The organism is Prosthecodimorpha staleyi, assembly GCF_018729455.1.
GTDB classification, from domain to species: Bacteria; Pseudomonadota; Alphaproteobacteria; order Rhizobiales; family Ancalomicrobiaceae; genus Prosthecodimorpha; species Prosthecodimorpha staleyi.
Window position 1 is genome coordinate 161052 of record NZ_JAHHZF010000003.1, and the last position, 21578, is coordinate 182629.

Genomic DNA, 21578 nt, shown 5'->3' on the forward strand with positions numbered 1-21578 from the left:
GATGCCGCGGCATCGCACCCCCTCATCCCGCCTTCGGCGACCTTCTCCCCCTTGCAGGGGGCGAAGGGGATGGAGCCGAGAGATCGGCGGCCGGCTTTTTCACGATCCATCAACGGGTTATTCCCTTCTCCCTCTGAAGGGGGGCGAAGGGGAAAGCCGGGAGACCCGCGCGCGGGCGGCAAGGGGATCGGTCGGTCGTGCCAGGCCAGCAAAGTCGACCGGCAGGCTCAGGCCGGCGGCCGATCGGGATAGCGGGCGGCGAGTGCGGCGAGATCGGCGGCGCGCAGCGGTGCCGGGCCGACATGCGGGGCGAGCACCACCGACAATTCGCGCGGCGTCATCGCCCAATAGGCGGCAGGCGCCAGGCCGAGCCGGCCGACCACGAAACTCAGGGTGTCGTCCCAGGGAAAGGGCTCGCCGCAAAAGGGCCGGCCGCCCCTACCTCGCCAACAGGCTGCGCCTGCCCGAAGGTGGCGGCGAGCAGGCGTCCGGCCAGACCGGCGGCGCCGAGCGCGCCGTCCTCGAAGCGCATGGCCGCCACGTCGAGATCGGTCACCGCCTCCCCGGCCCCGCGCAGCCCGGCCCCGATCAGCCGGATCAGGTCGAGTGCGGCGAGCCGGCCCGAACCGAATCGCTCGCCGAGCGCGACCATGTCGGCGACCGAGAAGGCCGCCTCCAGTTCGGCCAGCGCGCCGAGGGTCAGGACCAGAATGCGCGGCCGGCCGTCGATCACGGCCTCCACCTCGCCCCGTCGTGCATTGGGCATCGGCTGTCTCCTTGTTGTTGAAAGCGGATTCGCGTTGGCGGTCAGGGCGCCTCAGGCGGCCGCGAACGTGATCGCGCCGGCGGATTCCAGGCCCATGTCCCAGCTGATCTCGCCCTCGTGGTCGCCCGCATAGTCGAGCGAGACCAGCTGGAACGGGCCCTCGAGCGTGCCGAAATTCGGCAGCACGATCTGCCACGGGCGGATCAGAGCCTCGAAGAACAGGCGGCGCACGGCGGAATCCGAGGGCGCGTCCTTGAACACGCCCGCGCCGGACACCGACAGCCGCTTGGCCGCGGCCCCGGCGAGCAGTTCGCGCCAGCGGTCGGGACTGTCGGCATGGGTCACGTCGACGGTGCCGGTCGAAAAGGCGAGCCGGCGGCTGCGCAGGCCGGCGACGGTGACGAAACTGCCGGTGGCGGTCTCGTCGAGTTTCAGGAGCAGGTCCTTGCCGGCCTGGACGGCCATGATGTCCCCCTCGGGTCAGAGCGCCTCGGTCACGGCGCGAAAGGTCAGGGTGGCGATGGCGGTGACGCGGTCGCGGGCGAGCCGCGCATCGCGCCGGGCGAGCCGCAGCGAGACCAGGCGGTGGCCCTCCGGCGCCGGCGGCGTTTCGGCGAGCGTCAGGTCGACCCGGTCGGCCAGGGCCAGCGCCTCGCGCTTGCCGCCGGCCCGCGACCAGGCCGAGACGACGATCTCGTGCTCGACGAGGTCGAGTTCGACGCCGCCGATCGGCCGGCCGGCGATCGTGTCGATCGCCAGATAGGGCAGAGCCGCGTCGCGCGGCGGCCCGTCATGGATGCGCCCCGGCGCGCCGAGCAGGGTCTGCAGGGCGGCATCGGCCGAGAGCCGGCCGCGCAGGGCGGCGAGCAGTTTCGAACCGGCATCGTGGCTCATCGGGATGCCTCCTCGGCGAGGCAGACCAGCCAGCGGCCGGTCTCGTCGGGATCGTAGGCGGCCAAGATGCGGAACCGGCGCTCGCCGAGCGCGAGCCGGTCGCGGCTGGTCACCGCGGCGCGGCCGTTGAGCAGGATGCGGTGCGTCGCGGTGCCCTCGACATGGCCGGCGAGATCGCGCTCGCCCGCCCCGACCGGCTCGATCCCGGCGCGCAGCGTGCCGTCCGCGGTCCAGACGGTGTCGCCGGACGGTGCGGTGGTGGCGCGTTCGAGCGTCACCACCTTGGTGAGCCGTCCGGGGTGGAGGGAACGGGCCGGCGCACTCACAGCCGCACCCGCCGCCATGGCGCGAGCAGCACCTCGACCTCGTCGGCGATCGCCGCCGGCACGATGCCGATCGTGGTGCCCTGCGGGTTCTCGAACCAGCGCGCGGCGAGCATCAGCTGCGCCCGGCGCAGCGGCTGCGGCACGTCGACCCCGGACAGGCCGAAGCCGACCGTGATGTCGATCTCGATGCCGTTGATCGCCACGCCGGGCGCCAGCACGGTGCCGGGCGCCAGCGCGATGCGCGCCGGATCGCCGGCCGCATCGACGCGGTATTGCGTCGGCGCCAGTTCGGCCGGCAGCCCGGAGGCGCCGTAGACGGTGATCCGGTCGACCGCGACGAGCGGGCCGAGCGGCAGCCGGACCATGCCGGAGGCCGGCCAGGCGTCGAGATAGATCCGCCAGCCCTGGCGGATCATCAGCGTGCCGAGCCGCGATTCGATCAGGCTGCGGGCGGCGACCAGCAGCGCGGAGACGACCAGGTCGTCGTCGGAATGGTCTAGGCGCAGATGCGCCTTGGCCTCGGCGAGCAGAACCGGCTCGACGGCCGGCGGCGTGATGAGGGCGGCGGTCATGGTCGCTCCGGACGGTCGGGCTGCAATGGCGGCGGACGGCGGTTCGATGCCGTCGCCGCGGGGCGATTGCCTGCCCCCGGGCCGCCTCCGGCGACCGCCCGGCGGACGGGGGCGGGATCGCGGCTCCGGGGACAGGCTCGAGGGACGGTCAGGCGACCGGTGCGGTCAGCTGGCGCCGAACTTCATCAGCTTGATCGCGTCGAAATCCTGCATGCCGCCGCCGACGCGCTTGGTCGTGTAGAACAGCACGTAGGGCTTGGCCGAATAGGGATCGCGCAGCACGCGGATGCCGATCCGGTCGACCACCAGGTAGCCGCGCCGGAAGTCGCCGAAGGCGATCGCGAAGCTGTCGGCCGCGATCGCCGGCATGTCCTCGGATTCGGCGACGGGGAAGTTCATCAGCGTGGCCTGCGCGCCGGCCGCAGCCGGCGGCTGCCAGAGATAGGTGCCCTGGGCGTCCTTCAGCTTGCGGATCTCGGCCTGGGTCTTGCGGCTCATCACCCAATGCGCGTTCTGCCGGTAGCCGGCCTTCAGCGCATAGACCAGATCGACCAGCTTGTCGGACGGGTTGGAGGCCGGGAAGGCGCTGGAGACGCCGGTCGCCAGATAGCCGAGATTGCCCCAGCTCCAGGAGGCGTTGGCGACCTTGGTATAGGCCAGGAAGCCCTTCGGCTTGGCGACGCCGTCGCCGGTCACGAAGGCGGTGCCCTCCTGCTCGGCGAAGGCCTGCTCGACCTCCTCGGCGATCCACTGGTCGATGTCGACGGCGGCGTCGTCGAGCAGCGCCCCGGTCGCCGACGGCATGGCGTAGAGTTCCATGGTCGGGAAGGCGAGCAGCTGCAGCTGCGGGCTCGCGGTCTCCGGCCGGGCCGCCGTCTCGGCGACCCAGCCGACCGCCGGCCCGCTCGCCGAGAAGGGCTTGTTGTAGACCGCGGCCGAGACCTGGCGGTTGCCCGCGATGGCGCGGATCGGCGAAAGGTCGCCGAGCCGGCGGGTGACCTCGCGTTCGAGTTCGGCCGGCACCAGATAGCCGCCGTCCTGGTTGGAGCCGATCGACAGCGCCTTGGCCTCGATCTGCTTCAGCCCAGTCTCGACGCCGCCGCGCACATAGGCGTCGAAGGCGCGCTTGTGCTCGGTCGGTTCGGTGCGCCGGTCCTCCGGTCCCGTGCCGAGGCGCGGGCGGGCGGCCTTCAAGGCGAGGTCGTCGACGAGCCGCTTCTGCTCGTCGAGCGCGCGGTCGATCCGGTCGAGTTTCTCGACCGTCACCACGTCGGGCGCGCCGCGGCGCTCCAGTTCGGCGAGGCGGCGGTCGTTGGTGTCGCGGAACGCCTCGAAGGCGCCCATGAAATCCTGGAAGGCGAGCGCCACCTCGGCATCGCCGGGGCGGGTGCCGGCGGCGCCGGAGGCGGCGGCGGACTTGGTTTCGGGAGCCGCGGTCAGGCAATCGGTCATCGCATACTCGTCGGGTTCGAGGGCCAGGGGGCCGGTTTGGGGGCGGATTTCGGGGCGGGGCCGAGCGAACGGGCGGCCGCCCGGATGGTGCGGGCGAGCCGCAGGCCGTGCGGCGGCGCGGCGGTCTTCACCGCGGAGACGCGGGCATCGGGCAGCATCGGAAAGGTGACCAGCGAGATCTCCCACAGGTCGATCTCGATCAGGCGCCGGCGGGCGCTGCGCGGTTCGCGCACGGCCTTGACGGTCCGGAAGCCGATCGACAGCCCGTCGAGCACGCCGGCGCGCATCAGCGCCAACGCCTCGCGCGCCCGGCCGATCTCGCCGAGCAACCGGCCCTTGACCAAGAGGCCGCGGTCGTCCTCCTCGATCGACAGCCAGCGGCCGATCGGCTCGGCCGGATCGTGATGCCAGAGCATCTTGATCCCGCCCGCGCCGCGCCTGGCGATCGAGGCCGCGAAGGCGCCGCGCTCGACCTGGTCGCCGGCGAGATCGACCGCGCCGAACAGGCTCGCATAGCCGGCAAAGCTTCCGTCCGGATCGAGATCGGCGAGCGGCGCGACGGCCCGCTTCACCTCCGGCGCGGCGGCGAGGCCCGCCATGTCAGGCGGCCTCCCGGACATCCGACGGCCGGACGCGCATCCGCGCCCGGCGCCCCAGCGCCTCGGCGAAGCGAGCGAAGACGGTGTGGTGGTCGGCCCGCGCGGGCCGGATCAGCGCGATCAGGGCAGTCATGCAACACCTCATGGGGCTCGGGAAGCGGATCGAAAGCCGCGCTCATTCCTCGTCGAAGACGCGGGTCAGCCGGGCGATCTCGGAAACGAAGTCGTTGAAGCGCCGGTTGGAGGCCGCCAGTTCCTTGCAGGTCCAGACCAGCAACCCGCTCGCCCCCGACGCCCACAAAAACAGCGCCACATGCGCCAGGTCCCCGCGCTCGGCGAAGACCGCAAAAAGCTCGTTCATGGCCATCCGTCTCCGGTTAGCAGTTCGCCCGCCCGTCTCCCCGGACCGCCAACCGCACCATCCAGCCCCCTCATCCCGCCTTCGGCGACCTTCTCCCCCTTGGCCGGGGGCGAAGGGGAAGGAGCCGAGGGATCGGCCGCCGTTCTTCCCGATCCCTCAACGGGTTATCCCCTTCTCCCTCCGCAGGGGGGAGAAGGTGCCCGAAGGGCGGATGAGGGGGACGATCCCGCGTCAATACGATCAGGCTGCGTTGGGGCCGCGATCATGCCGCAGTCCAAACCGCCAATTCCGAGGCTGCTGCAGCCTCCAGCCCCCTCATCCCGCCTTCGGCGACCTTCTCCCCCTTGGCAGGGGGCGAAGGGGAAGGAGCCGAGGGATCGGCGGCCGTTCTTCCCGATCCTTCAACGAGTTATCCCCTTCTCCCTCCGCAGGGGGGAGAAGGTGCCCGAAGGGCGGATGAGGGGGTCGATCTCCCGTCAACACGATGAGGCTGCGGTCCGGACCGCCTTGAGACCGGTTAGGCATGGTCCCCGCCGAAGCCCGCCCTACCCCCGCGGCCCGTAACCCACGGCAGCGCGCTTTTCGTCTTCGCTGAGGAAGTCGGCCGAGGCGATGCGGGTCCAGATGCGGTCGCGGTCGGCGGCGAGCGCTTCGACGGCGTCGGTGTCGTGGGCGAGGCGGACCGGGCGATCCGGCGGGCTCAGCCAGGCGGAGAGCGCATCGGCGGTGCGGGCGGCGAGCGGCAGCACGGTCTGGCGCCAGAAGGCGCGGTTGGCCTCCTGGTAGTTCGCATAGGTGTTGTCGCCCGGAATGCCGAGCAGCATGGGCGGCACCCCGAAGGCGAGCGCGATCTCGCGGGCGGCCTCGCGCTTGGCCTCGATGAAGTCGAGATCCTTCGGCGAATAGCCCATGGCGCGCCAGTCGAGCCCGCCTTCCAAGAGCAATGGCCGGCCGGCATTGCGCGCGCCCTGGTAACCGTCCTCCAGTTCACGCTTCAGCCGCTGGAACTGGTCGTCGGTCAGGTTGCCGCCGTCCTTCGGCTGATAGACCAGCGCGCCGGACGGCCGGGCCGAATTGTCAATCAGCGACTTCGCCCAGGCGGAGGCGGCGTTGTGCACGTCGAGCGAGACCTGGGCGGCCTCCAGCGGCGCCAGTCCGTAATGGTCGGACAGCGGATGGAACAGCGCGAGTTGCAGGATCGGCGGCGGCGCGCCGGGCCGGTCGGGGCGCAGGAAGCGATGCGTGCGCTCGCCGACCGTGTAGTCCCAGGCCTCCGGCCATCCCTCGGGCCCGGGCACCACGCGCACCCGATCGGGACGCAGGGCGTGCAGTTCGCGCGGGCTCCCGTCCATGTCGACCCGCTCGATCCAGGCATTGCCGGCGACCAGCAGGTGTCCATAGACCGCCTCCAGGAAGGCCCGGCCCGACTGGCCGGGATGGGGTCGCGCCAGAAGGTCGAGCAGCGGATGCGCGTCGAGTTCCGCCGCGCCGTCATAGGCGATCCAGGTCATCGAGGCCGCGCTCTCGGCGATCAGCCGGACCGATCGGTGCACGACCGGATTGCGCAGGAAGCCCTCGCGCGCCAGCGCCGCATAGTCGCGCGGCGTCCAGACCGGCCGGCCATGCGCCTGGAAGGCGATCAGCGGCGCAGTCCGCGACGCCTTGATGTCGACGGCGGCCGCGCGGCGGCGCAGCCCGGCAAGCCAGTCCAGACGGGTCATGAAGCTCTCCGAAGGGTGCGGTGAAACAGGCGGATGGCCGTATCCGCGGCCGGGATCACGAGGCCGGCCCGCGAAGGCGCAGTCCGGTCATGGCGGCATCTTGCTCGGAGGCCCCAAGCCCCCGGATTGCGCCCTCGATCTCGCGGCCGCATCCCCGCACAAGGCCCGAAGGGCCGCCGATCCGGGGCCTACTCGCTTCACGGCGGCATCAAGATCGTGAGGATAATCAGACGCTTGAGGCAAGTCGACAGCAGAGTGGGTCCCGGCTCTCCGCTGCGCTCCGGCCGGGAATGCGCCGGGAGAGGGGCGCCTATCCGTGAGGCCGGGGGGTGGGGTGCGGGGTCCGGGATACGGAGGCCGGGGATGCGGGATACTGGGTCCGGGTTGCGGGGTCCGGGGTGCGGGATACGGGGATGCGGGGTCCGCAGCAGGATCCAGCTGGATTCCGGCCTTGTGGCGATCCTCCCGCATGGCCCATCGATCTCGCGACCGCATCCCCGGACAAGGCCCGAAGGGCCGCCGATCCGGGGCCCACTCGCCTCACGGCGGCATCAAGATCGTGAGGATAATCAGACACTTGCGGCAAGCCGGCAGCAGAGTGGGTCCCGGCTCTCCGCTGCGCTCCGGCCGGGAATGCGCCGGGAGAGGGGCGCCTATCCGGGAGGCCGGAGTGCGGGATACGGGATACGGGGTGCGGGGTCCGGGGTGCGGGGTCCGGGGTGCGGTGTCCGGGATACGGGGGTGCGGGGTCCTGAGCAGGATCCAGCTGGATTCCGGCCTTGTGGCGATCCTCCCGCATGGCCCATCGATCTCGCGGTCGCATCCCCGGACAAGGCCCGAAGGGCCGCCGATCCGGGGCCTACTCGCCTCTGAGCGGCATCAAGATCGTCAGCAAAATCATGCGCTTGAGGCAACTTGGCAGTGGATTGGGTCCCGGCTCTCCGCCTGCGGCTCCGGCCGGGAATCGGCTGCGAGATTAACGGCTTTTCGCGACATCCGCCCTACGCTCAAGAGGAGAACCGGCACCCCTCCGCGTCACATGGTGCGAACCTTCGGTACGCCGCGATCCTCCAGCATCAGGTGGGTCAGCGCCCAGACGAGCGCGTCGAGGCGATCGGGCGAGCGGCCCGAGGAAAGACCGGACGGACCGAAATCGGCCATCTCGTCTTCGAGTTCCGGGAAGGTGCCGGCATGGCGCACGCGACCCTGGGCATAGAGGGCGGCGATCGGTTCGGCGCGCAGATACTTGCCGCGTCGGGCACGCACCGCCTTGACCGGCACGCCGGGATCGACCTCGCGCAGCACCGCCGCGACCATGTCGCCGCCCTGGTTGACCTCGGCCACCAGGGCGTCGGCGTCGAGGCTGCGATAGAGCCCGACCGCACGGGCGGCCCATTCGGTCGGCCGCGCGCCCTGCACCGAGAAATCGGCCAGCACATAGCCGATGCCGTCCGCGCCGAGACCCGCCGCGACGATGCCGCAGGCATCCGCCGCCCGGGTCGAGGCGGCGGGCGGATCGACCGCGACCGCGATGCGGACGAGATCGGCCGGCGGCCGGGCGAGCCGCGAGCGCTCGATCTCGTCGCGCCGGAACAGGGCGTCCGGCCGGTCGTCGATCAGTTCGCCCTCCAGCTCCTGCCGGCCGAGCCGGGTGCCTTGGTAGCGCGCCACGACGGTATCGAGGAACCGCGGCGCCAGGTTGAAGGCGTTGGCGCGGGTCGCCGCGCGGGTCACCGCCGTGCCGGCCTCGTCGAGGAGGCGGCGGATCAGCAGGGTCGGGCGCGGCGTGGTGGTCGCCATCTGGCGCGGCAGGGCGCCGAGGCGCAGTCCGAATTGCAGCATGTCCCAAGACTCCTCGGCATGACGCCACTTGGCGACCTCGTCGGCCCAGGCGGCGCCGAATTGCGGCCCGCGCAGGGCCTCCGGATCCTCACTCGAAAAGACCTGCGCGACAGCCCCGTTCGGCCATTCGAGCCGGCGCAGGGACGGCTTCCAGTCCGGCCGCTCGCCGCGCCGGTGCACGGCCAGGAGCCCGGAAACGCCCTCGATCATCACGTCGCGCACATCCGCAAAGGTTTCGCCGACCAGCGCGATGCGGCCGACGGGCCGTTCCGCAAAGGGCGGCCGGCCGGCGACCAGGCCCTTGACCCATTCGGCGCCGGCGCGCGTCTTGCCGGCGCCGCGGCCGCCGAGCACCAGCCAGGTGGTCCAGTCGCCCGGCGGCGGCACCTGGTCGTCGCGCGCCCAGACCAGCCAGTCATGCAGCAAACGGTCGAGTTCGGCGGCGGACAGGCCGGCAAGCAGCCGCTCGTGATCAGACCTCGCCTGCGAGGCCGCGAATGCGGCGCGCAAGCTCCGTGCGGAACGCATCCTCGTCGCCCTCCTCAGGCGCGGCCGGCGCTTCCGGTCGCGTCTTGGCCTCCAGGTCGATCAGGAGTTCGATGGTGCGGGCGAGCGCGGCCAGCGTGCGGGCGTCCTTCTCGTCCGGCCCGGTCCCATCGGCCGCCGTCAGCCGGCGCTCGATCTCGCCGATCTGCGCGTCGACCATCCGGAACAGGCGCAGGACCAGCATGACCCGGTCGCCCTCGTTGATGCCGAGCCGCGGCGTCTCGGCCGGCTCGGACCAACCCTCGCGGGTCTTGTGATAGTTGATGGTGCTCGCATTGACCCCGTAGTCGGCGGCCAGTTCGACCTGACTTCGCAACCCGCTCTCATAGGCCGCGCGGATCGCCCGCCAGTCGAAGCGCTGGCGGCGTTCCGGCGGTCCCGCGCGGCGCTTGCGCTTGGGCCGGGCGGCAGGGCCATCGGGAGCGGCGGAAGCCGGCCCCGGCGCATGACCGGAAACGCCGGCAGGCGCCGGTTCAGGTCGCGCGCCAGGGTCCGCTGCCGGGTCGGCCGGCACGGCTTCGTCATGGTCGGTCATCGGATCGGCGGTCTCCGTTCCGGCCAGGCGACGCGCCTGTGCCCGTCCTGGAGAGCCTCGAAGCCCTGCAGGATCAGTGCCTTGCGATCACAATTTTGGGATGATGCAAGAACTTTAGGTGAGCAGCGTCACGCTGTCAACGCGAAAACATGCAAATCAACAACTCTATATATTCATATCTGTTCGAAAACCCTATCAAACCATTGATATAATTGGATACTCATCCGACCGATCCGGTCCGGCGCATCGGCTTGCGCGGCTTCGGATGCTCGCCCGGCCACTCCACGACGTGGTCTTCCAGCTCTTCCACGGGGATATCGGCTTCCGATTTCACCCCCCGCCCGCGCACCGAGACGCCGGCCAGATGCACCGTCTCGGGGTCCCCGGAGACCAGCGGATGCCACCAGGCGAGCGGCTTGCCGGCGGCGATCAGCCGGTAGGCACAGCTCGGCGGCAGCCACGTATAGGTCTGGTTGGTGACCTCCTCGACGTCGAGGCGCACGCAGTCGGGGACGAAATCGTGACGGTTCGGATAGGAGCGGCAGCGGCAGGTTTCCGTGTCGAGCAGCCGGCAGGCGACATCGGTCCAGTAGATGTCGCCGGTCTCCTCCTCCTCGAGCTTGTTGAGGCAGCAGCGGCCGCAGCCGTCGCACAGCGATTCCCATTCCGCATCCGTCATTTCGTCGAGGCGCTTGGCGCGCCAGAAGGGAACCGCGCCGGCTCCGGCCATGTTCGAGACCCGATCAAGAAGAAGTGGACCCAAGACCCCGACGCGCATCTCGACCGCGACCCGTGCCCTGCTTTAAACTCTCCTTAACGCAGTCGCCGCGTCCCGAGAATGGGCATCGGCGTCGCCCCGGACCAGGACCGACCCGCGTGACGCCTTCCGATCCGAACGGCCGCCAAGATTCCGACCCGACCGCTGCCGATCCGTCGGCCGGCGCCGACCGGGCCACCGCCGACCGCGCCGCGTCCGGCCTGCCCGGGTCCGCCCTGACCGGATCCGACGAGGCGACGCGCCTCGTGGCCTCAGCCGAGGTCGCCCGCCGGGATGGCGCTGCCGATCCGGCCGGCCCTGCGGGCGGGAACGCCGCGCCCGGCGGCAGCGCGGCACGCGGCACGGCCGAACCGCGCCGGTCGCGCTTCGGCTTCCTGGAACTCGATGCCTGGATCGACACCTCGATCTGGCGCGCCGGCCGCGGCCTCATCGAGTTCTACGAACGGTTCTCGATCTTCATGCGCCGCTTCACCGTGACCGGCTGGCGGCGCGGCCTGGTCGAAGTCCTGGACGACGCCGCCACCTTCGGCGTCGCCGGCACGGTGCTGATGCTGGCGCTCGCGCTGCCGGCCTTCGAGGAGACCAAGAAGGACTGGCGCAAGGAGGTCGACTATTCGGTCACCTTCCAGGACCGCTACGGCAACCCGATCGGCAAGCGCGGCATCCTGCAAAACGACACCGTGCCGCTGCAGGACATTCCCGATCACATGATCAAGTCGCTGCTGGCGACCGAGGACCGCCGCTTCTTCGACCATTTCGGCATCGACATCATCGGCACGGCGCGCGCCGTGGTCGAGAACCTGCGCCATCGCGGCGTCACGCAGGGCGGCTCCTCGCTGACCCAGCAATTGGCCAAGAACCTGTTCCTGACCAACGAACGCTCGCTCGAACGCAAGATCAAGGAAGCCTTCCTGGCGCTGTGGCTGGAATCCAATCTGACCAAGCGGGAGATCCTCAAGCTCTATCTCGACCGCGCCTATATGGGCGGCGGCACCTTCGGCGTGGCGGCCGCGTCGGAATTCTATTTCGGCAAGAGCGTGCGCGACATCAATCTGTCGGAAGCGGCGATGCTGGCCGGCCTGTTCAAGGCGCCGACCAAATATGCCCCGCATGTCAACCTGCCCAACGCCCGCGCGCGCGCCAACGAGGTGCTGACCAACCTGGTCCAGGCCGGCTTCTACACCGAGGGCCAGGTGCTGGCCGCGCGCCGCAACCCGGCCAAGCCGGTCGACCGCAAGCGCGACTACACGCCGGACTATTTCCTCGACTACGCCTTCGGCAAGATCGACGAGCTCGATCTGCCCGTCCACACCCTGACGGTCAAGTCGACCATCGACATCGGCCTGCAGAAGAAGGCCGAGGAGGTCGTCGAGGGGCAGCTGCGCGAGGTCGGCCAGGAGCTCAACATCAGCCAGGCGGCGGTGGTGATCATGGAGCCGGACGGCGCGGTGCGCGCCATCGTCGGCGGCCGCGACTATGGCTCCAGCCAGTTCAACCGCGCCACCGACGCCAAGCGGCAGCCGGGCTCGTCGTTTAAACCCTATGTCTATCTTTCCGCGCTGGTCTACGGAAACTACAACCCGCGCTCGGTCGTCTCCGACCAGCCGGTCTGCATCGGCGACTGGTGCCCGAAGAACTATGGCGGGCGCTATTCCGGCCGCGTCAACCTGACCGACGCCATCGCCCGCTCGCTGAACTCGATTCCGGTCCAGCTCGCCCAGCAGATCGGCCGCGAGCGGGTCGCCAAATTCGCCCAGATGTTCGGCCTGCCGCTGCCCGACAAGCCGGACTGGCCCTTCGTGATCGGCGCCGTCGAGGTGCGCGTGATCGACCAGGCGGTCGGCTACGCCGCCTTCGCCAATGGCGGCTACAAGGTCGAGGCGATGCCGATCGAGCAGGTCCTCAATGGGGCCGGCGAGGTCATCTGGGACCGCAAGAAGAACGGCCCGGCGCCGAAGCGCATCGTCGCGGAGGACAAGGTCCAGCAGATCAACCAGATGATGAATGCCGGCGTCGAACGCGGCACCGGCACGCGCGCCCGCCTCGAAGGCATCCCGGCCGCCGGCAAGACCGGCACCACGCAATCCTCGCGCGACGCCTGGTTCTGCGGCTTCACCGGCAACATGGTCGGCGTGGTCTGGGTCGGCAACGACGACTACCGGCCGATGGAGAAGGTTACCGGCGGCGTCGTGCCGGCGCCGATCTGGCACGACATCATGGAATATGCCCACGCGTCGATCGAGCTGAAGCAGGGTCCGGGCATGCCGCCGCCCTCGCGCAAGTCCGATCAGGGCGCCGCCGTGGCCGCCGCCGGACAGGGGGGCAAACCGGGCCTGACCGAGGTCGCCGGCGGCGCCGAACGGCCGAAGACGCTGACCACCCGGGCGGTCGGCGTCCTCTCCGAGATCGAGGGCCTGATGCGTCAGGCCTCGCCGGCGTCCGTCCCGCCCGGTACGGGCCAGCCCGGCACGGGCCAGCCCGGCTTCGGCGCCGCGCCGGGCCGCCAGGGCGCCCTGACCCCGCTCGAAACCCGGCCCGGCGCGCCGTTGCGTCCGGTCGCAGGCAGCGCCGAGAAGGCCGCCGCGGTACGCCCCGTCCGCGCCGGCATCGGGCGGCTGACCTATGTCGCCGGCGACGCAGTGCGCCGCGGCGTCGAGACCCTGGTGGTGGCGGTCCGGTAACGTTTTTACCGCACGCCGAAGGGGCCGAGCCCGGGCGAACGCCGCACGGGCCGAGTTCCCCAAACTGACGCCCAAGTCAGCTTGACAGCCCCTCGCCGGAACCATACCAAAAGTCGCGTTTCCGTTCCGGCGAAGCTGAAGGTTCCATCCATGTCCCTTGGGAAAATCGCCTGCGCGAGCCTCGCCCTGCTCGCCGGCCTCTCAATCATGTCCTCCGCAGCCGCCGACGAAATCGCCTACGACAAGCGCGGCCGCTGGAGCATCGCGGCGGTCACGGCGCCGGCCGGCTTCGACTACTGCACGGCCGACATCGACAACGGCAAGGTGCAATTGCGGCTGGCGACGGACGGGCGCTCCTGGCAGGTCGGCGTCCCCTATTATGGCCGCAAGGGCAAGGTCGAAGCCTATTTCGGTTTCGGCGCGGCGGCGGAAGTCGCCAATTTCAACGCCGACGGCCAGGGCTGGGCCATGATGGCGATCGACAAAGACCAGATCGACGCCTTCCGGTCGAACCCGTCCTTCTCGATCAATCTCGACCGGGGCGAGCAGACCTGGACCCTGGCCGGCGCCGCCGCCGCCATCGATCTGGCACGCGAATGCGTCCGCAACCGCGGCCAGAAACAGGTCGCCGCCGCACCGGCCATCCCGGCACCGCCCGCCGCTTCGGGCAAGGGCTGCCCGCCGCCGGGCCGCTACCGGTCCCAGAACAGCAACGTCGCCGTCAACGTTCTATTCTACAACGGCACCAAGATTCCGCTCAACATCTACTGGATCGATTTCAACGGCGGGTGGAAAAAGTATCATACCCTCCGCCCCGACAGCAACGTCAGGCAGAAGACCTTCGCAACCCATCCCTGGATCGCCGTCGACCAACGCGGCAACTGCCACGGCAGCGTCATGATGCCCGATCCCAAGGACCAGAGCGACGGCCCCAACGAATTCCAGATCTGGGACTAGCGCGCGGCGCCCAGAGGGCCGGTGCCGCGCCTCCGGAGTGAGACCGCTCGACCGCATCCGCCCTTCGGGCGCCGTCTCCCGCAAGGAGAGAAGGCCAAGGAACCGGGGGATCGGCCGGGATGTGGGCCGTTGGTTTAGGTGCCTCTCGCCGCATCCCGCAACATCCCCTTCTCCCCTTGCGGGAGAAGGTGGCCGAAGGCCGGATGAGGGGGTGGATCGCGCGGTTTTCCGCCGGTTCCCCGATTCGAGCCCGGTCCGAGCGGGACCGGACGTTCAGACAGGGCAGCCGCATCGCGACCCCTCATCCGCCCTTCGGGCATCTTCTCCCGCAAGGGGAGAAGGCGAAGGAACCGAAGGATTCGAGGCGATGCGGATGGAAGCCTCGGCCGTCGTGGTACGATCCCGCGATCTGCCCTTCGCCCCCTGAAGGGGGAAGAAGGTGGCCGAAGGCCGGATGAGGGGGTGGATCGGGCGGTTTTCGGCCGGTTCCCCGGTCCGAGCCCGGTCTGAGCGGGGCCGAAAGTTCTGACAGATCATCGGCATCGCGAACCCTCATCCGCCCTTCGGGCACCTTCTCCCGCAAGGGGAGAAGGCGAAGGAACCGAAGGATTCGAGGCGATGCGGATGGAAGCCTCGGCCGTCGTGGCACGATCCCGCGATCTGCCCTTCGCCCCCTGAAGGGGGGAGAAGGTGGCCGAAGGCCGGATGAGGGGTTGGATCGAGCGGTTTTCCGCCAGTTCCCCGGTCCGAGCCCAGTCCGAGCGGGACCGGGGGTTCAGACAGGGCAGCCGCATCGCGACCCCTCATCCGCCCTTCGGGCACCTTCTCCCGCAAGGGGAGAAGGCGAAGGAACCGGGGGATGGGGTGGGGCGGCAAGACGGACAGCCGCGCCCCCTTCGTCAGCCCGCCCCTCCAACGCCGTTGGAGGCCGTCGGCGTTGACGGGCGTGGAGGGTCCGGCATAGTCGCGGTTGCATTCCTGAACGGCCGCGCCCCGAGACGGGTCGGCCGCGCTCCCGACGAGGCCCCCATGCCCGCCCTCCGGATCGCCGCCGCCCTGGCCGTCACCCTCTTCGCCGCCACCGTCGGAGGGCGAGCCCAGGCCGGCGACCCTGAGGATTGCCGCGACAAATCCGGCGAACCGGCCATCCGGGCCTGCAGTGCCGTCATCGCCAAAGACCCGAAGAACGCCGCAGCGTTCTACAATCGCGGTTACGAACACCATGCCAAAGGCGAACTCGACAGGGCCATTGCCGACTTCAACCGGGCCATCGCCCTCAAGCCCGACGATGCCGAAGCGTTCAACAATCGCGGCGTCGCTTACGACGATAAGAAAAACTTCGACAGGGCCATTGCCGACTTCAACCGGGCCATCGCCCTCAAGCCCGACTATGCCGACGCGTTCAACAATCGCGGCGTCGCCTACTTCAACAAAAGCGACTTCGACAGGGCCATTGCCGACTACGACAGGGCCATCACCCTCAAGCCCGACTATGCCGACGCGTTCAACAATCGCGGCGTCGCCTACTTCAACAAAAGCGACTTCGACAGGGCCATTGCCGACTACGACAGGGCCATCACCCTCAAGCCCGACTATGCCGACGCGTTCAACAATCGCGGCAACGCCTACTCCGGCAAGAACGACCTCGACCGGACCATCGCCGACTACGACAGGGCCATCACCCTCAAGCCCGACTTTGCCGAGGCGTTCAACAATCGCGGCCTCGCCTATCAAGCCAAGGGCGACATCGGCCGGGCCATCGCCGATTTCGACAAGGCCATCGCCCTCAAACCCGATTCTGCCAAAGCGTTCAACAATCGCGGCGTCGCCTACGACGATAAGAAAAACTTCGACAGGGCCATTGCCGACTTCAACCGGGCCAGCGCCCTCAAGCCCGACTATGCCGACGCGTTCAACAATCGCGGCGTCGCCTACTTCAACAAAAGCGACTTCGACAGGGCCATTGCCGACTACGACTGGGCCATCACCCTCAAGCCCGGCTATGCCGACGCGTTCAACAATCGCGGCGTCGCCTACTTCAACAAAAGCGACTTCGACAGGGCCATCGCCGACTACGACAAGGCCATCGCCCTTAAGCCGGATCACGAACGGGCACGCTCGAACCGGTCCGCCGCCATCGAGGCCCGCGACAAGGCGAAGGCCGCCGCAGCACTCGCCGCCGCACTGCCGCCCCCCACCCCGCCGGCCCCCGCGACCGCTCCGGCACCGCCCGCCGTCGCCGCCGGCAGCCGCGTCGCGCTAGTGATCGGCAATGCCCGCTATCGCCACACGCGGGCCCTGGCGAATGCCACCGCCGACGCCCGGGCGGTCGCCAGGGCGCTGGCCGGGCTCGGCTTCGAGGTTGCCGAGCCGGTGCTCGATGCCGACCGGGCGGGCCTGATGCGGGCGCTGGTCGACTTCCGCGCCAAGGCAGACCGCGCCGAGATCGCCTTCGTCTTCTATGCCGGCCACGGACTGCAGATGCCGAAGGACAATGCCGGCGAGAACTATCTGGTGCCGGTCGACGCACGGCTCGCCGACAGCCGGGACGCGGAGATCGAGACCGTCTCGCTCGCCGAGCTCCTGCGCCAGATGGGCGGCGCCCGCAGCCGCATCGTCGTGCTCGATGCCTGCCGCGACAACCCGCTCGCCAGCGCCATGCGGATGGCCGGCGGCGGCCTTCAGCGCAGCGTCGAGCGCGGCCTCGCCCGCCCCGGCCCGGTGGCACAGGGCACCCTGATCGCCTTCGCGACCGATGCCGGCGCCACCGCGGCCGACGGCGAGGGCCCGAACAGCCCCTTCACCACGGCGCTCCTTAAGCATATCGGCCAGCGCCGCGACTTCGGCCTGATCATGCGCACCGTCCGCGCCGACGTGGCCGCCGCGACCCAGAACCGGCAATTGCCGCTGGTCACCGATTCGCTCGTCGGCGACATCGTCCTGGCGGATCGCTGACACCGCCCGTCGATACGGCCCGCACAAGGCGTGTGGCGGCGGGGCCGGCAGCCGGGTCGGCGGGCGGGTCCGCATTCGCGGTTGACGCGGCGCGCGGGCTGTCGGAAGGATGGCGCCGAGCCTTGTCGCCCCCGTTCGAGCGGACCGCGCCTTGCCCTTCGTTCTCCGCCTCATCGTCGCCGTTCTGGTTGCGGTCGTCGTCGGCCTGGGTTCGGCCTGGCTGACGGTCGGCGAGGGCTGGGCGTTCCGCAGCTACAAGGCCGGCGACTGGACCGCCTGGCCGGAGGGCGGCAGCGCGACGCCGGATCCCTATTCGCGCGCGATTCTCGCCCGCACGGCGCAAATTCCGCTCGGCGGCGGCGAGGGCATCGCCTTCTTCGCCTCGCGCGATTCGGACCGCGCGCCGCTGCGCGGCGGCTGCGAATATGTGCTGACCGGCGACACGCCGCTGGCGCGGCTCTGGACGCTGTCGGTGGTCGACGCCAAGGGCGAGGTGCCGCGCCACCGCTCGGGCCGCACGCATTTCCACAGCCGCGAGGTGCTGCGCAAGCCCGACGGCAGCCTGGAGATCACGCTGTCGCCACTGGCCCGGCCCGGCAATTGGATGCCGATCCCGGACTCCGGGGCGCTCACCGTGGTGCTGCGGCTCTACGATTCCGGCGCCGCCAATCCGCGTACGGCCGGCGCGCTGATCATGCCGCGCATCGAATGGAAGGGGTGCCGCTGATGCGCCTCGTCTTCGCGATCGTGTTCGGCCTGGTGCTCGGCGGCATCATCCATATCGTCACCGTGCTCGGCCTGCCGCGCTTCGCCGCCGACGACGCCTTCACGCGCGTCGCCGGCTACGGACCCGACTACCGCTTCAATCCAATCCCGCGGCCCGGCTCCGGCACGCCGACCCTGCCGCTGCTCGACCCGGCCTTCGCCCAGTATGTCTGCCGCTTCGACCTGGAGGACGGCCCGGTGCGCATCCGCGGCGCCATGCCGGACACCTTCTGGACGGTGGCGGTGTTCGACGGCCACGGCGTCAATACCTACAACCTGAGCGACCGCTCCTTCGGCCAGAAGCCGCTCGACATCCTGGTCGCCGATGCCGAGCAGATCGCCCAGATCCGCGAGAATCCGCCGGCCGATTTCAACGATCTGATCATCGTCGACTGGAAGGCCGACGACGGCTTCGCCGTCCTGCGCATCTTCGCCCCGAACACCTCCGACCAGCGCGACGCCGACGCCTCGATCGCCAAGGCGACCTGCCAGACCGCGCCGCTCGGATAGTGGCGGCAGCCCGCGACAATGATCGCCGGTATCGAGGCGCGAAGGTCCCGGGCCGCTGCAGCCCCCGAGACCCGGGCGCGGTTTCGACGACCCGCCGCGTCGGCGTCCAGGGCCGCAGATGAAGGGACGCCCCCATGATCCGCCTGAAATCCGCCATCTGGGTTGCCGCCCATATCCGCCGTCTCGCCGCCGAGGGGATCACCGCGATGGTGGCGCGTAGCGGAGCGGAGGAGGCCGGGGCTATCTTCATCAAGGTCTGGCGCCGCGACGGCACCGCCGATCTCTACGGGCCGGCGCCGCAGAGCGCCTTCGAGGAGGATGGGCCGGGGCCGGACCGCCTGTTCGAGCGGCTCGCCGAGCGGGTGCCGGAACGCGATGTCGAGGCGCGGCTCGCCTCCGAACGACGCTTCGATCCGGATTGCTGGGTGATCGAGATCGAGGATGCCGACGGCCGCCACCGGCTCGATCTGGTCAAGGCGGACAATCCCGCCGATGCCTTCTTTCGGAAGCGGTAGCGCGCGCCCAGCCGCTCAAACCAGGGCCGGCCGCAGTCGCCACCGACCTGCGCCCCCGGGGCGCCTCCCTGCATCCTCCGGGTACCGACTGGCGCCCTCGGGGCGCCTCGCTGCGCCCTCGGGGTGCCGACTTGCGCCCTCGGGGCGCCGATCCGCGCGGTCGGGCGACGGCCGGGTCGCCCAGACGCTCCGCGGCGGGGCTGTCGCTGCGGCAGGCCGGCTTCGTCGCCGGGAATCACGCCCGCCGGGCGGCGGTATCGCGGACCGCGGCGCGGCGCTGGAGCGTCTGCGGTTCGCGCCGGGTGCCGGCCTGGACCTGGCGGATGGTTTCCACGGCGCGGATCTCGCCGCCGCGCCAGCGGTCGACCAGGGCCTGGGCGGCGCGCCAGCCGCCATGTTCGGCGAGACTGTCGAGGTCCTTCAGCCGCCAGTAGTCGCGGCCATGGGGGATGCCCTGGTGCAGCGCGATCGAGGTGATCAGCGTCCGGTCGATGCCGAGCGCCATGGCGGCAACCACCAGCGCCTCGCCGCCCGGATCGGCGACGATCCTGCGGGTCGTGTCGCGGTCGAGCTCCAGGCCGACGGACAGCCATTCGGCCATGGCGGCGCGGTCGCCGGCGACGGCCGCCTCGAACAGGCCCTGCCCGATCTCGCCGGCCTCGGCCGGTGCCTGATGGTGGCCGCGGGTCTCCAGGCTGCGGCGGGCGGCTTCGGCGCCTTCCTGGGCGAGCGCCTGCCAGCGCCGGTCCGCCTCCAGCCCCAGAAAATCGTCGACGGGCAGCGCCTGCATGGCCGGGCGCCGGCGGGCCAGCCGCTCGGCGACGCCGGCATGCCGGCCGGCGCGCTCGGCGATCAGGTCCAGGTCCTCGGGCGTCAGGTCCGCGGCCGGGTTGTCGAGCAGGATCTCGATCACATCCGCGTCGCCGTCGAAGACCAGTGCCGTGACGACGCCGCTGGCCACGCCCGGCCGGCGCGCGATGGCGCGGCGGTGGGCCTGCGTGCGGTGGCAGGCGATGCGGATCAGGTCGATGGCGCCGATGCACGGGCTCGACGACAGGATGGTTTCGGCAATGTCGATGTCGTCGTTGCCGATCGCGGCGGCAACCGCGGCGGGCAGGTCCGCCGCCGGCGCCAGCAGGTCCGCGACCGCGCGACGATCCTCGGCCGCGGCCTCCGGATAGACCGACAGGAACAGATCCTCGAACACCGCCTGGTCGTCGCGCCGGTGGTCCGGGCTCGCCGCGAACAGTTCGGCCGCCGCGCGCAGCACGGTCGCGGACCGTCCGGCCGGCGGCAATGTGGCAAAGCGGGAGAAGCCTTCCGAGGGAAACCGGGACATGGCCGACACTCTGAACACAGTCGGTGGAATGCGCGGTCGAAGCGACCCCGCATGGCAGATTGCACCGATTTCTCTAAGGTTCCGTTAAGGGTTCCGGCGCCTTTGCGGCCCAGCCGGGGCGCGCCGCCCCTTGCTGCCGGGCCACAGTCGGCGCCCGATCGTGGCGCCGATGCGTCACATTAAGACTTCGTTAACCATGCCGGCGTGACATCGGCCTGACGGCGGAATCGCGTCCGTCCGGTTTCCGTTCAGGGTGCGTCGAGGCCCGACCGGGATGGCCCCAATTCCGCGAATCTGCCCCCGGAGACCGCCATGGGCATCCTGATCCCGTTCGATCCGGCCCGCAAACCGCATCCCCGCCGCCCGGATGCGGCGTGCGGCCCGGCCCACATCCTGCTCTTCACCGGCGTGCGCTACGAACGGCCGTCCGTCCCGGTCGATGCCGAGGTCCGCCGCGCCGCGCCCGACCCCGGGCCGCGCGGCAAGGGGCCGAACCGGCGCCGGAAGCGCGCGTGACCGGATCATGAGCCGGACCGCGATCCGACGTCCCGGCCGGGCTGTCACCGATGCGGCGGCGCGCCCGCCCCGCCTCGTCCCGCTCGCGCTCGCCGTCGCACTCGCCTTGCCGGCGCTCGGCGGCTGCATCCGCCAGACCGGCGACTTCGGCCGCGTCGAACCGAACCCGATCAGCGACGCCGTGCTGCCTTTCGCCGGCGGTCTCGTCGCCGAATATGGCCGCGGCGAACTGGTCTCCGGGTTCCAGAACACCGATCGCGAGCTCGTCCTGCGCGAGCGGGCCTGGGTGCTGGTCGTCCCGCCGCATACCAAGGACTGGATCGGCGAAATCCTGGTCGAGGGCCAGCGCACGCGCCTGCTGCCCGAGATCGACCACCGCTACAATGTCGCCGCCTATTGGAACCTGCTGCGCTCCGACGGCCTGCCGATCCATGTCGACCGGCTCGAGATCAGCCGCTACGGCTTCAAGTCGTCCGAGGCGCGCTGGGCGCGGCTGATCTCCGACATGAACCAGGATGCCATCCTGATCGGGCCGTTCTGGTCGGAGGCGCGCCGGGTCGCCGCCGACGACCGTGCCCGGCTGGCCGCCATGAACCGGCGCAGCGACCTCGCGGTCTCCGAACTGCGCGATGCGACCGCCCGCATCGACGAGAATGCGCGCGTGCTCGACTGGGTCTGGCGCTCGATGCGCTTCCGCCTGGTCTCCTACCGCTACGCGATCGACCGGCTGGCCGTGGAGACGCCGACCGACCGGCGCGCCGCGGTCGAGCGGGCCTATGCGGCGCTGGAACAGGCGATCCATGCCGCCGAGCGCGAGAGCACGCTGCTGGCCGGCCGGCCGGGACCGTCGATCGCCACGGCCGTCAAGCCGTCGCGGCTGGCCACCGCCTCGCCGCCCGACGAGCCCGTGCCGCAGAAGTGAGGCCCGGCAGGCGGGCGACGGCTCGG

The 21578-nt window shown here is 70.6% G+C and carries 23 protein-coding genes; 8 read left to right on the forward strand and 15 right to left on the reverse strand.

The genetic code is table 11. The annotated features are described in order from the left end of the window. Positions 1-227: 227 nt before the first annotated feature. From KL771_RS06665 to KL771_RS06730, 14 genes are all read right to left on the reverse strand, one after another. On the reverse strand, positions 228-383 hold the full coding sequence (locus KL771_RS06665; protein WP_261967770.1) for a phage tail assembly chaperone: 156 nt from the start codon (positions 381-383) through the stop codon (positions 228-230). Positions 384-388: 5 nt separating this feature from the next. Further along, positions 389-766: a gene transfer agent family protein gene (locus tag KL771_RS06670; protein WP_261967771.1), complete on the reverse strand. Its 378-nt coding sequence runs from the start codon at positions 764-766 to the stop codon at positions 389-391. A gap of 51 nt (positions 767-817) precedes the next feature. Further along, positions 818-1231 carry a phage major tail protein, TP901-1 family gene (locus tag KL771_RS06675; protein ID WP_261967772.1) on the reverse strand — a complete coding sequence of 138 codons (414 nt, stop codon included), beginning with the start codon at positions 1229-1231 and terminating at the stop codon, positions 818-820. A 15-nt stretch (positions 1232-1246) separates the two neighbouring features. After that, complete coding sequence (locus KL771_RS06680; protein ID WP_261967773.1) at positions 1247-1660, reverse strand: DUF3168 domain-containing protein; 414 nt, start codon at positions 1658-1660, stop codon at positions 1247-1249. Then, the gene (locus KL771_RS06685) at positions 1657-2004 is read right to left on the reverse strand and encodes a head-tail adaptor protein (protein WP_449301119.1); all 348 of its coding nucleotides are present in this window, start codon (positions 2002-2004) and stop codon (positions 1657-1659) included. Before KL771_RS06685 ends, KL771_RS06680 begins: the two co-directional genes overlap by 4 nt. Next, positions 1983-2558 (reverse strand): head-tail connector protein, encoded by a 576-nt coding sequence (locus KL771_RS06690; RefSeq protein WP_261967775.1) that lies wholly within the window; start codon positions 2556-2558, stop codon positions 1983-1985. Before KL771_RS06690 ends, KL771_RS06685 begins: the two co-directional genes overlap by 22 nt. 165 nt (positions 2559-2723) lie before the next feature. Next, the gene (locus KL771_RS06695; protein WP_261967776.1) at positions 2724-4010 is read right to left on the reverse strand and encodes a phage major capsid protein; all 1287 of its coding nucleotides are present in this window, start codon (positions 4008-4010) and stop codon (positions 2724-2726) included. Continuing rightward, entirely contained in the window at positions 4007-4609 is a 603-nt protein-coding gene (locus tag KL771_RS06700; protein WP_261967777.1) for an HK97 family phage prohead protease, read from the reverse strand. Before KL771_RS06700 ends, KL771_RS06695 begins: the two co-directional genes overlap by 4 nt. Position 4610: 1 nt before the next feature. Then, entirely contained in the window at positions 4611-4742 is a 132-nt protein-coding gene (locus KL771_RS06705) for a hypothetical protein (RefSeq protein WP_261967778.1), read from the reverse strand. A 42-nt stretch (positions 4743-4784) separates the two neighbouring features. Next, positions 4785-4970 (reverse strand): hypothetical protein, encoded by a 186-nt coding sequence (locus tag KL771_RS06710; RefSeq protein ID WP_054360676.1) that lies wholly within the window; start codon positions 4968-4970, stop codon positions 4785-4787. Between the two features lie 545 nt (positions 4971-5515). After that, entirely contained in the window at positions 5516-6691 is a 1176-nt protein-coding gene (locus KL771_RS06715; RefSeq protein WP_261967779.1) for a phage portal protein, read from the reverse strand. 1035 nt (positions 6692-7726) lie between these two features. Continuing rightward, a complete protein-coding gene (locus KL771_RS06720) occupies positions 7727-9061 on the reverse strand; it encodes a DNA-packaging protein (protein WP_261967780.1) in 1335 nt (444 codons plus the stop codon). Continuing rightward, the gene (locus tag KL771_RS06725) at positions 9006-9614 is read right to left on the reverse strand and encodes a hypothetical protein (protein WP_261967781.1); all 609 of its coding nucleotides are present in this window, start codon (positions 9612-9614) and stop codon (positions 9006-9008) included. Before KL771_RS06725 ends, KL771_RS06720 begins: the two co-directional genes overlap by 56 nt. Before the next feature lie 220 nt (positions 9615-9834). Further along, complete coding sequence (locus KL771_RS06730) at positions 9835-10344, reverse strand: YcgN family cysteine cluster protein (RefSeq protein WP_261967782.1); 510 nt, start codon at positions 10342-10344, stop codon at positions 9835-9837. A 146-nt stretch (positions 10345-10490) separates the two neighbouring features. Here KL771_RS06730 and KL771_RS06735 point away from each other — a divergent pair, with 146 nt between their 5' ends. The 6 genes from KL771_RS06735 to KL771_RS06760 all read left to right on the forward strand — a co-directional run bounded on the left by KL771_RS06735 (position 10491) and on the right by KL771_RS06760 (position 18775). Further along, positions 10491-13073: a transglycosylase domain-containing protein gene (locus KL771_RS06735; protein ID WP_261967783.1), complete on the forward strand. Its 2583-nt coding sequence runs from the start codon at positions 10491-10493 to the stop codon at positions 13071-13073. 150 nt (positions 13074-13223) lie between these two features. Beyond that, positions 13224-14030, forward strand: coding sequence for a VHL beta domain-containing protein (locus tag KL771_RS06740; RefSeq protein WP_261967784.1), 807 nt, complete (start codon positions 13224-13226; stop codon positions 14028-14030). Positions 14031-15059: 1029 nt separating this feature from the next. Continuing rightward, positions 15060-16985, forward strand: a complete 1926-nt coding sequence (locus KL771_RS06745; protein ID WP_261967785.1) for a tetratricopeptide repeat protein — start codon at positions 15060-15062, stop codon at positions 16983-16985. Between the two features lie 151 nt (positions 16986-17136). Further along, a complete protein-coding gene (locus KL771_RS06750; RefSeq protein ID WP_261967786.1) occupies positions 17137-17712 on the forward strand; it encodes a DUF1214 domain-containing protein in 576 nt (191 codons plus the stop codon). Beyond that, on the forward strand, positions 17712-18260 hold the full coding sequence (locus tag KL771_RS06755) for a DUF1254 domain-containing protein (RefSeq protein WP_261967787.1): 549 nt from the start codon (positions 17712-17714) through the stop codon (positions 18258-18260). Before KL771_RS06750 ends, KL771_RS06755 begins: the two co-directional genes overlap by 1 nt. A gap of 134 nt (positions 18261-18394) precedes the next feature. Further along, entirely contained in the window at positions 18395-18775 is a 381-nt protein-coding gene (locus KL771_RS06760) for a DUF1491 family protein (RefSeq protein ID WP_261967788.1), read from the forward strand. 235 nt (positions 18776-19010) lie between these two features. On the opposite strand, the gene KL771_RS06765 is transcribed toward KL771_RS06760, so the two are convergent. Then, positions 19011-20114, reverse strand: coding sequence for a DUF2336 domain-containing protein (locus KL771_RS06765; protein ID WP_261967789.1), 1104 nt, complete (start codon positions 20112-20114; stop codon positions 19011-19013). 312 nt (positions 20115-20426) lie between these two features. Here KL771_RS06765 and KL771_RS06770 point away from each other — a divergent pair, with 312 nt between their 5' ends. Both KL771_RS06770 and KL771_RS06775 read left to right on the forward strand, forming a co-directional pair. Next, positions 20427-20630: a hypothetical protein gene (locus KL771_RS06770; RefSeq protein ID WP_261967790.1), complete on the forward strand. Its 204-nt coding sequence runs from the start codon at positions 20427-20429 to the stop codon at positions 20628-20630. Between the two features lie 7 nt (positions 20631-20637). Continuing rightward, positions 20638-21552 carry a hypothetical protein gene (locus KL771_RS06775; RefSeq protein ID WP_261967791.1) on the forward strand — a complete coding sequence of 305 codons (915 nt, stop codon included), beginning with the start codon at positions 20638-20640 and terminating at the stop codon, positions 21550-21552. Positions 21553-21578 lie beyond the last annotated feature (26 nt).

Coding starts and splice junctions, on each gene's coding strand:
- KL771_RS06670 (WP_261967771.1), bottom strand. CDS start 766: ATGCCCAATGCACGACGGGGCGAGGTGGAGGCCGTGATCGACGGCCGG.
- KL771_RS06675 (WP_261967772.1), bottom strand. CDS start 1,231: ATGGCCGTCCAGGCCGGCAAGGACCTGCTCCTGAAACTCGACGAGACC.
- KL771_RS06680 (WP_261967773.1), bottom strand. CDS start 1,660: ATGAGCCACGATGCCGGTTCGAAACTGCTCGCCGCCCTGCGCGGCCGG.
- KL771_RS06685 (WP_449301119.1), bottom strand. CDS start 2,004: ATGGCGGCGGGTGCGGCTGTGAGTGCGCCGGCCCGTTCCCTCCACCCC.
- KL771_RS06690 (WP_261967775.1), bottom strand. CDS start 2,558: ATGACCGCCGCCCTCATCACGCCGCCGGCCGTCGAGCCGGTTCTGCTC.
- KL771_RS06695 (WP_261967776.1), bottom strand. CDS start 4,010: ATGACCGATTGCCTGACCGCGGCTCCCGAAACCAAGTCCGCCGCCGCC.
- KL771_RS06700 (WP_261967777.1), bottom strand. CDS start 4,609: ATGGCGGGCCTCGCCGCCGCGCCGGAGGTGAAGCGGGCCGTCGCGCCG.
- KL771_RS06705 (WP_261967778.1), bottom strand. CDS start 4,742: ATGACTGCCCTGATCGCGCTGATCCGGCCCGCGCGGGCCGACCACCAC.
- KL771_RS06710 (WP_054360676.1), bottom strand. CDS start 4,970: ATGAACGAGCTTTTTGCGGTCTTCGCCGAGCGCGGGGACCTGGCGCAT.
- KL771_RS06715 (WP_261967779.1), bottom strand. CDS start 6,691: ATGACCCGTCTGGACTGGCTTGCCGGGCTGCGCCGCCGCGCGGCCGCC.
- KL771_RS06720 (WP_261967780.1), bottom strand. CDS start 9,061: ATGCGTTCCGCACGGAGCTTGCGCGCCGCATTCGCGGCCTCGCAGGCG.
- KL771_RS06725 (WP_261967781.1), bottom strand. CDS start 9,614: ATGACCGACCATGACGAAGCCGTGCCGGCCGACCCGGCAGCGGACCCT.
- KL771_RS06730 (WP_261967782.1), bottom strand. CDS start 10,344: ATGGCCGGAGCCGGCGCGGTTCCCTTCTGGCGCGCCAAGCGCCTCGAC.
- KL771_RS06740 (WP_261967784.1), top strand. CDS start 13,224: ATGTCCCTTGGGAAAATCGCCTGCGCGAGCCTCGCCCTGCTCGCCGGC.
- KL771_RS06745 (WP_261967785.1), top strand. CDS start 15,060: ATGCCCGCCCTCCGGATCGCCGCCGCCCTGGCCGTCACCCTCTTCGCC.
- KL771_RS06755 (WP_261967787.1), top strand. CDS start 17,712: ATGCGCCTCGTCTTCGCGATCGTGTTCGGCCTGGTGCTCGGCGGCATC.
- KL771_RS06760 (WP_261967788.1), top strand. CDS start 18,395: ATGATCCGCCTGAAATCCGCCATCTGGGTTGCCGCCCATATCCGCCGT.
- KL771_RS06765 (WP_261967789.1), bottom strand. CDS start 20,114: ATGTCCCGGTTTCCCTCGGAAGGCTTCTCCCGCTTTGCCACATTGCCG.
- KL771_RS06770 (WP_261967790.1), top strand. CDS start 20,427: ATGGGCATCCTGATCCCGTTCGATCCGGCCCGCAAACCGCATCCCCGC.
- KL771_RS06775 (WP_261967791.1), top strand. CDS start 20,638: ATGAGCCGGACCGCGATCCGACGTCCCGGCCGGGCTGTCACCGATGCG.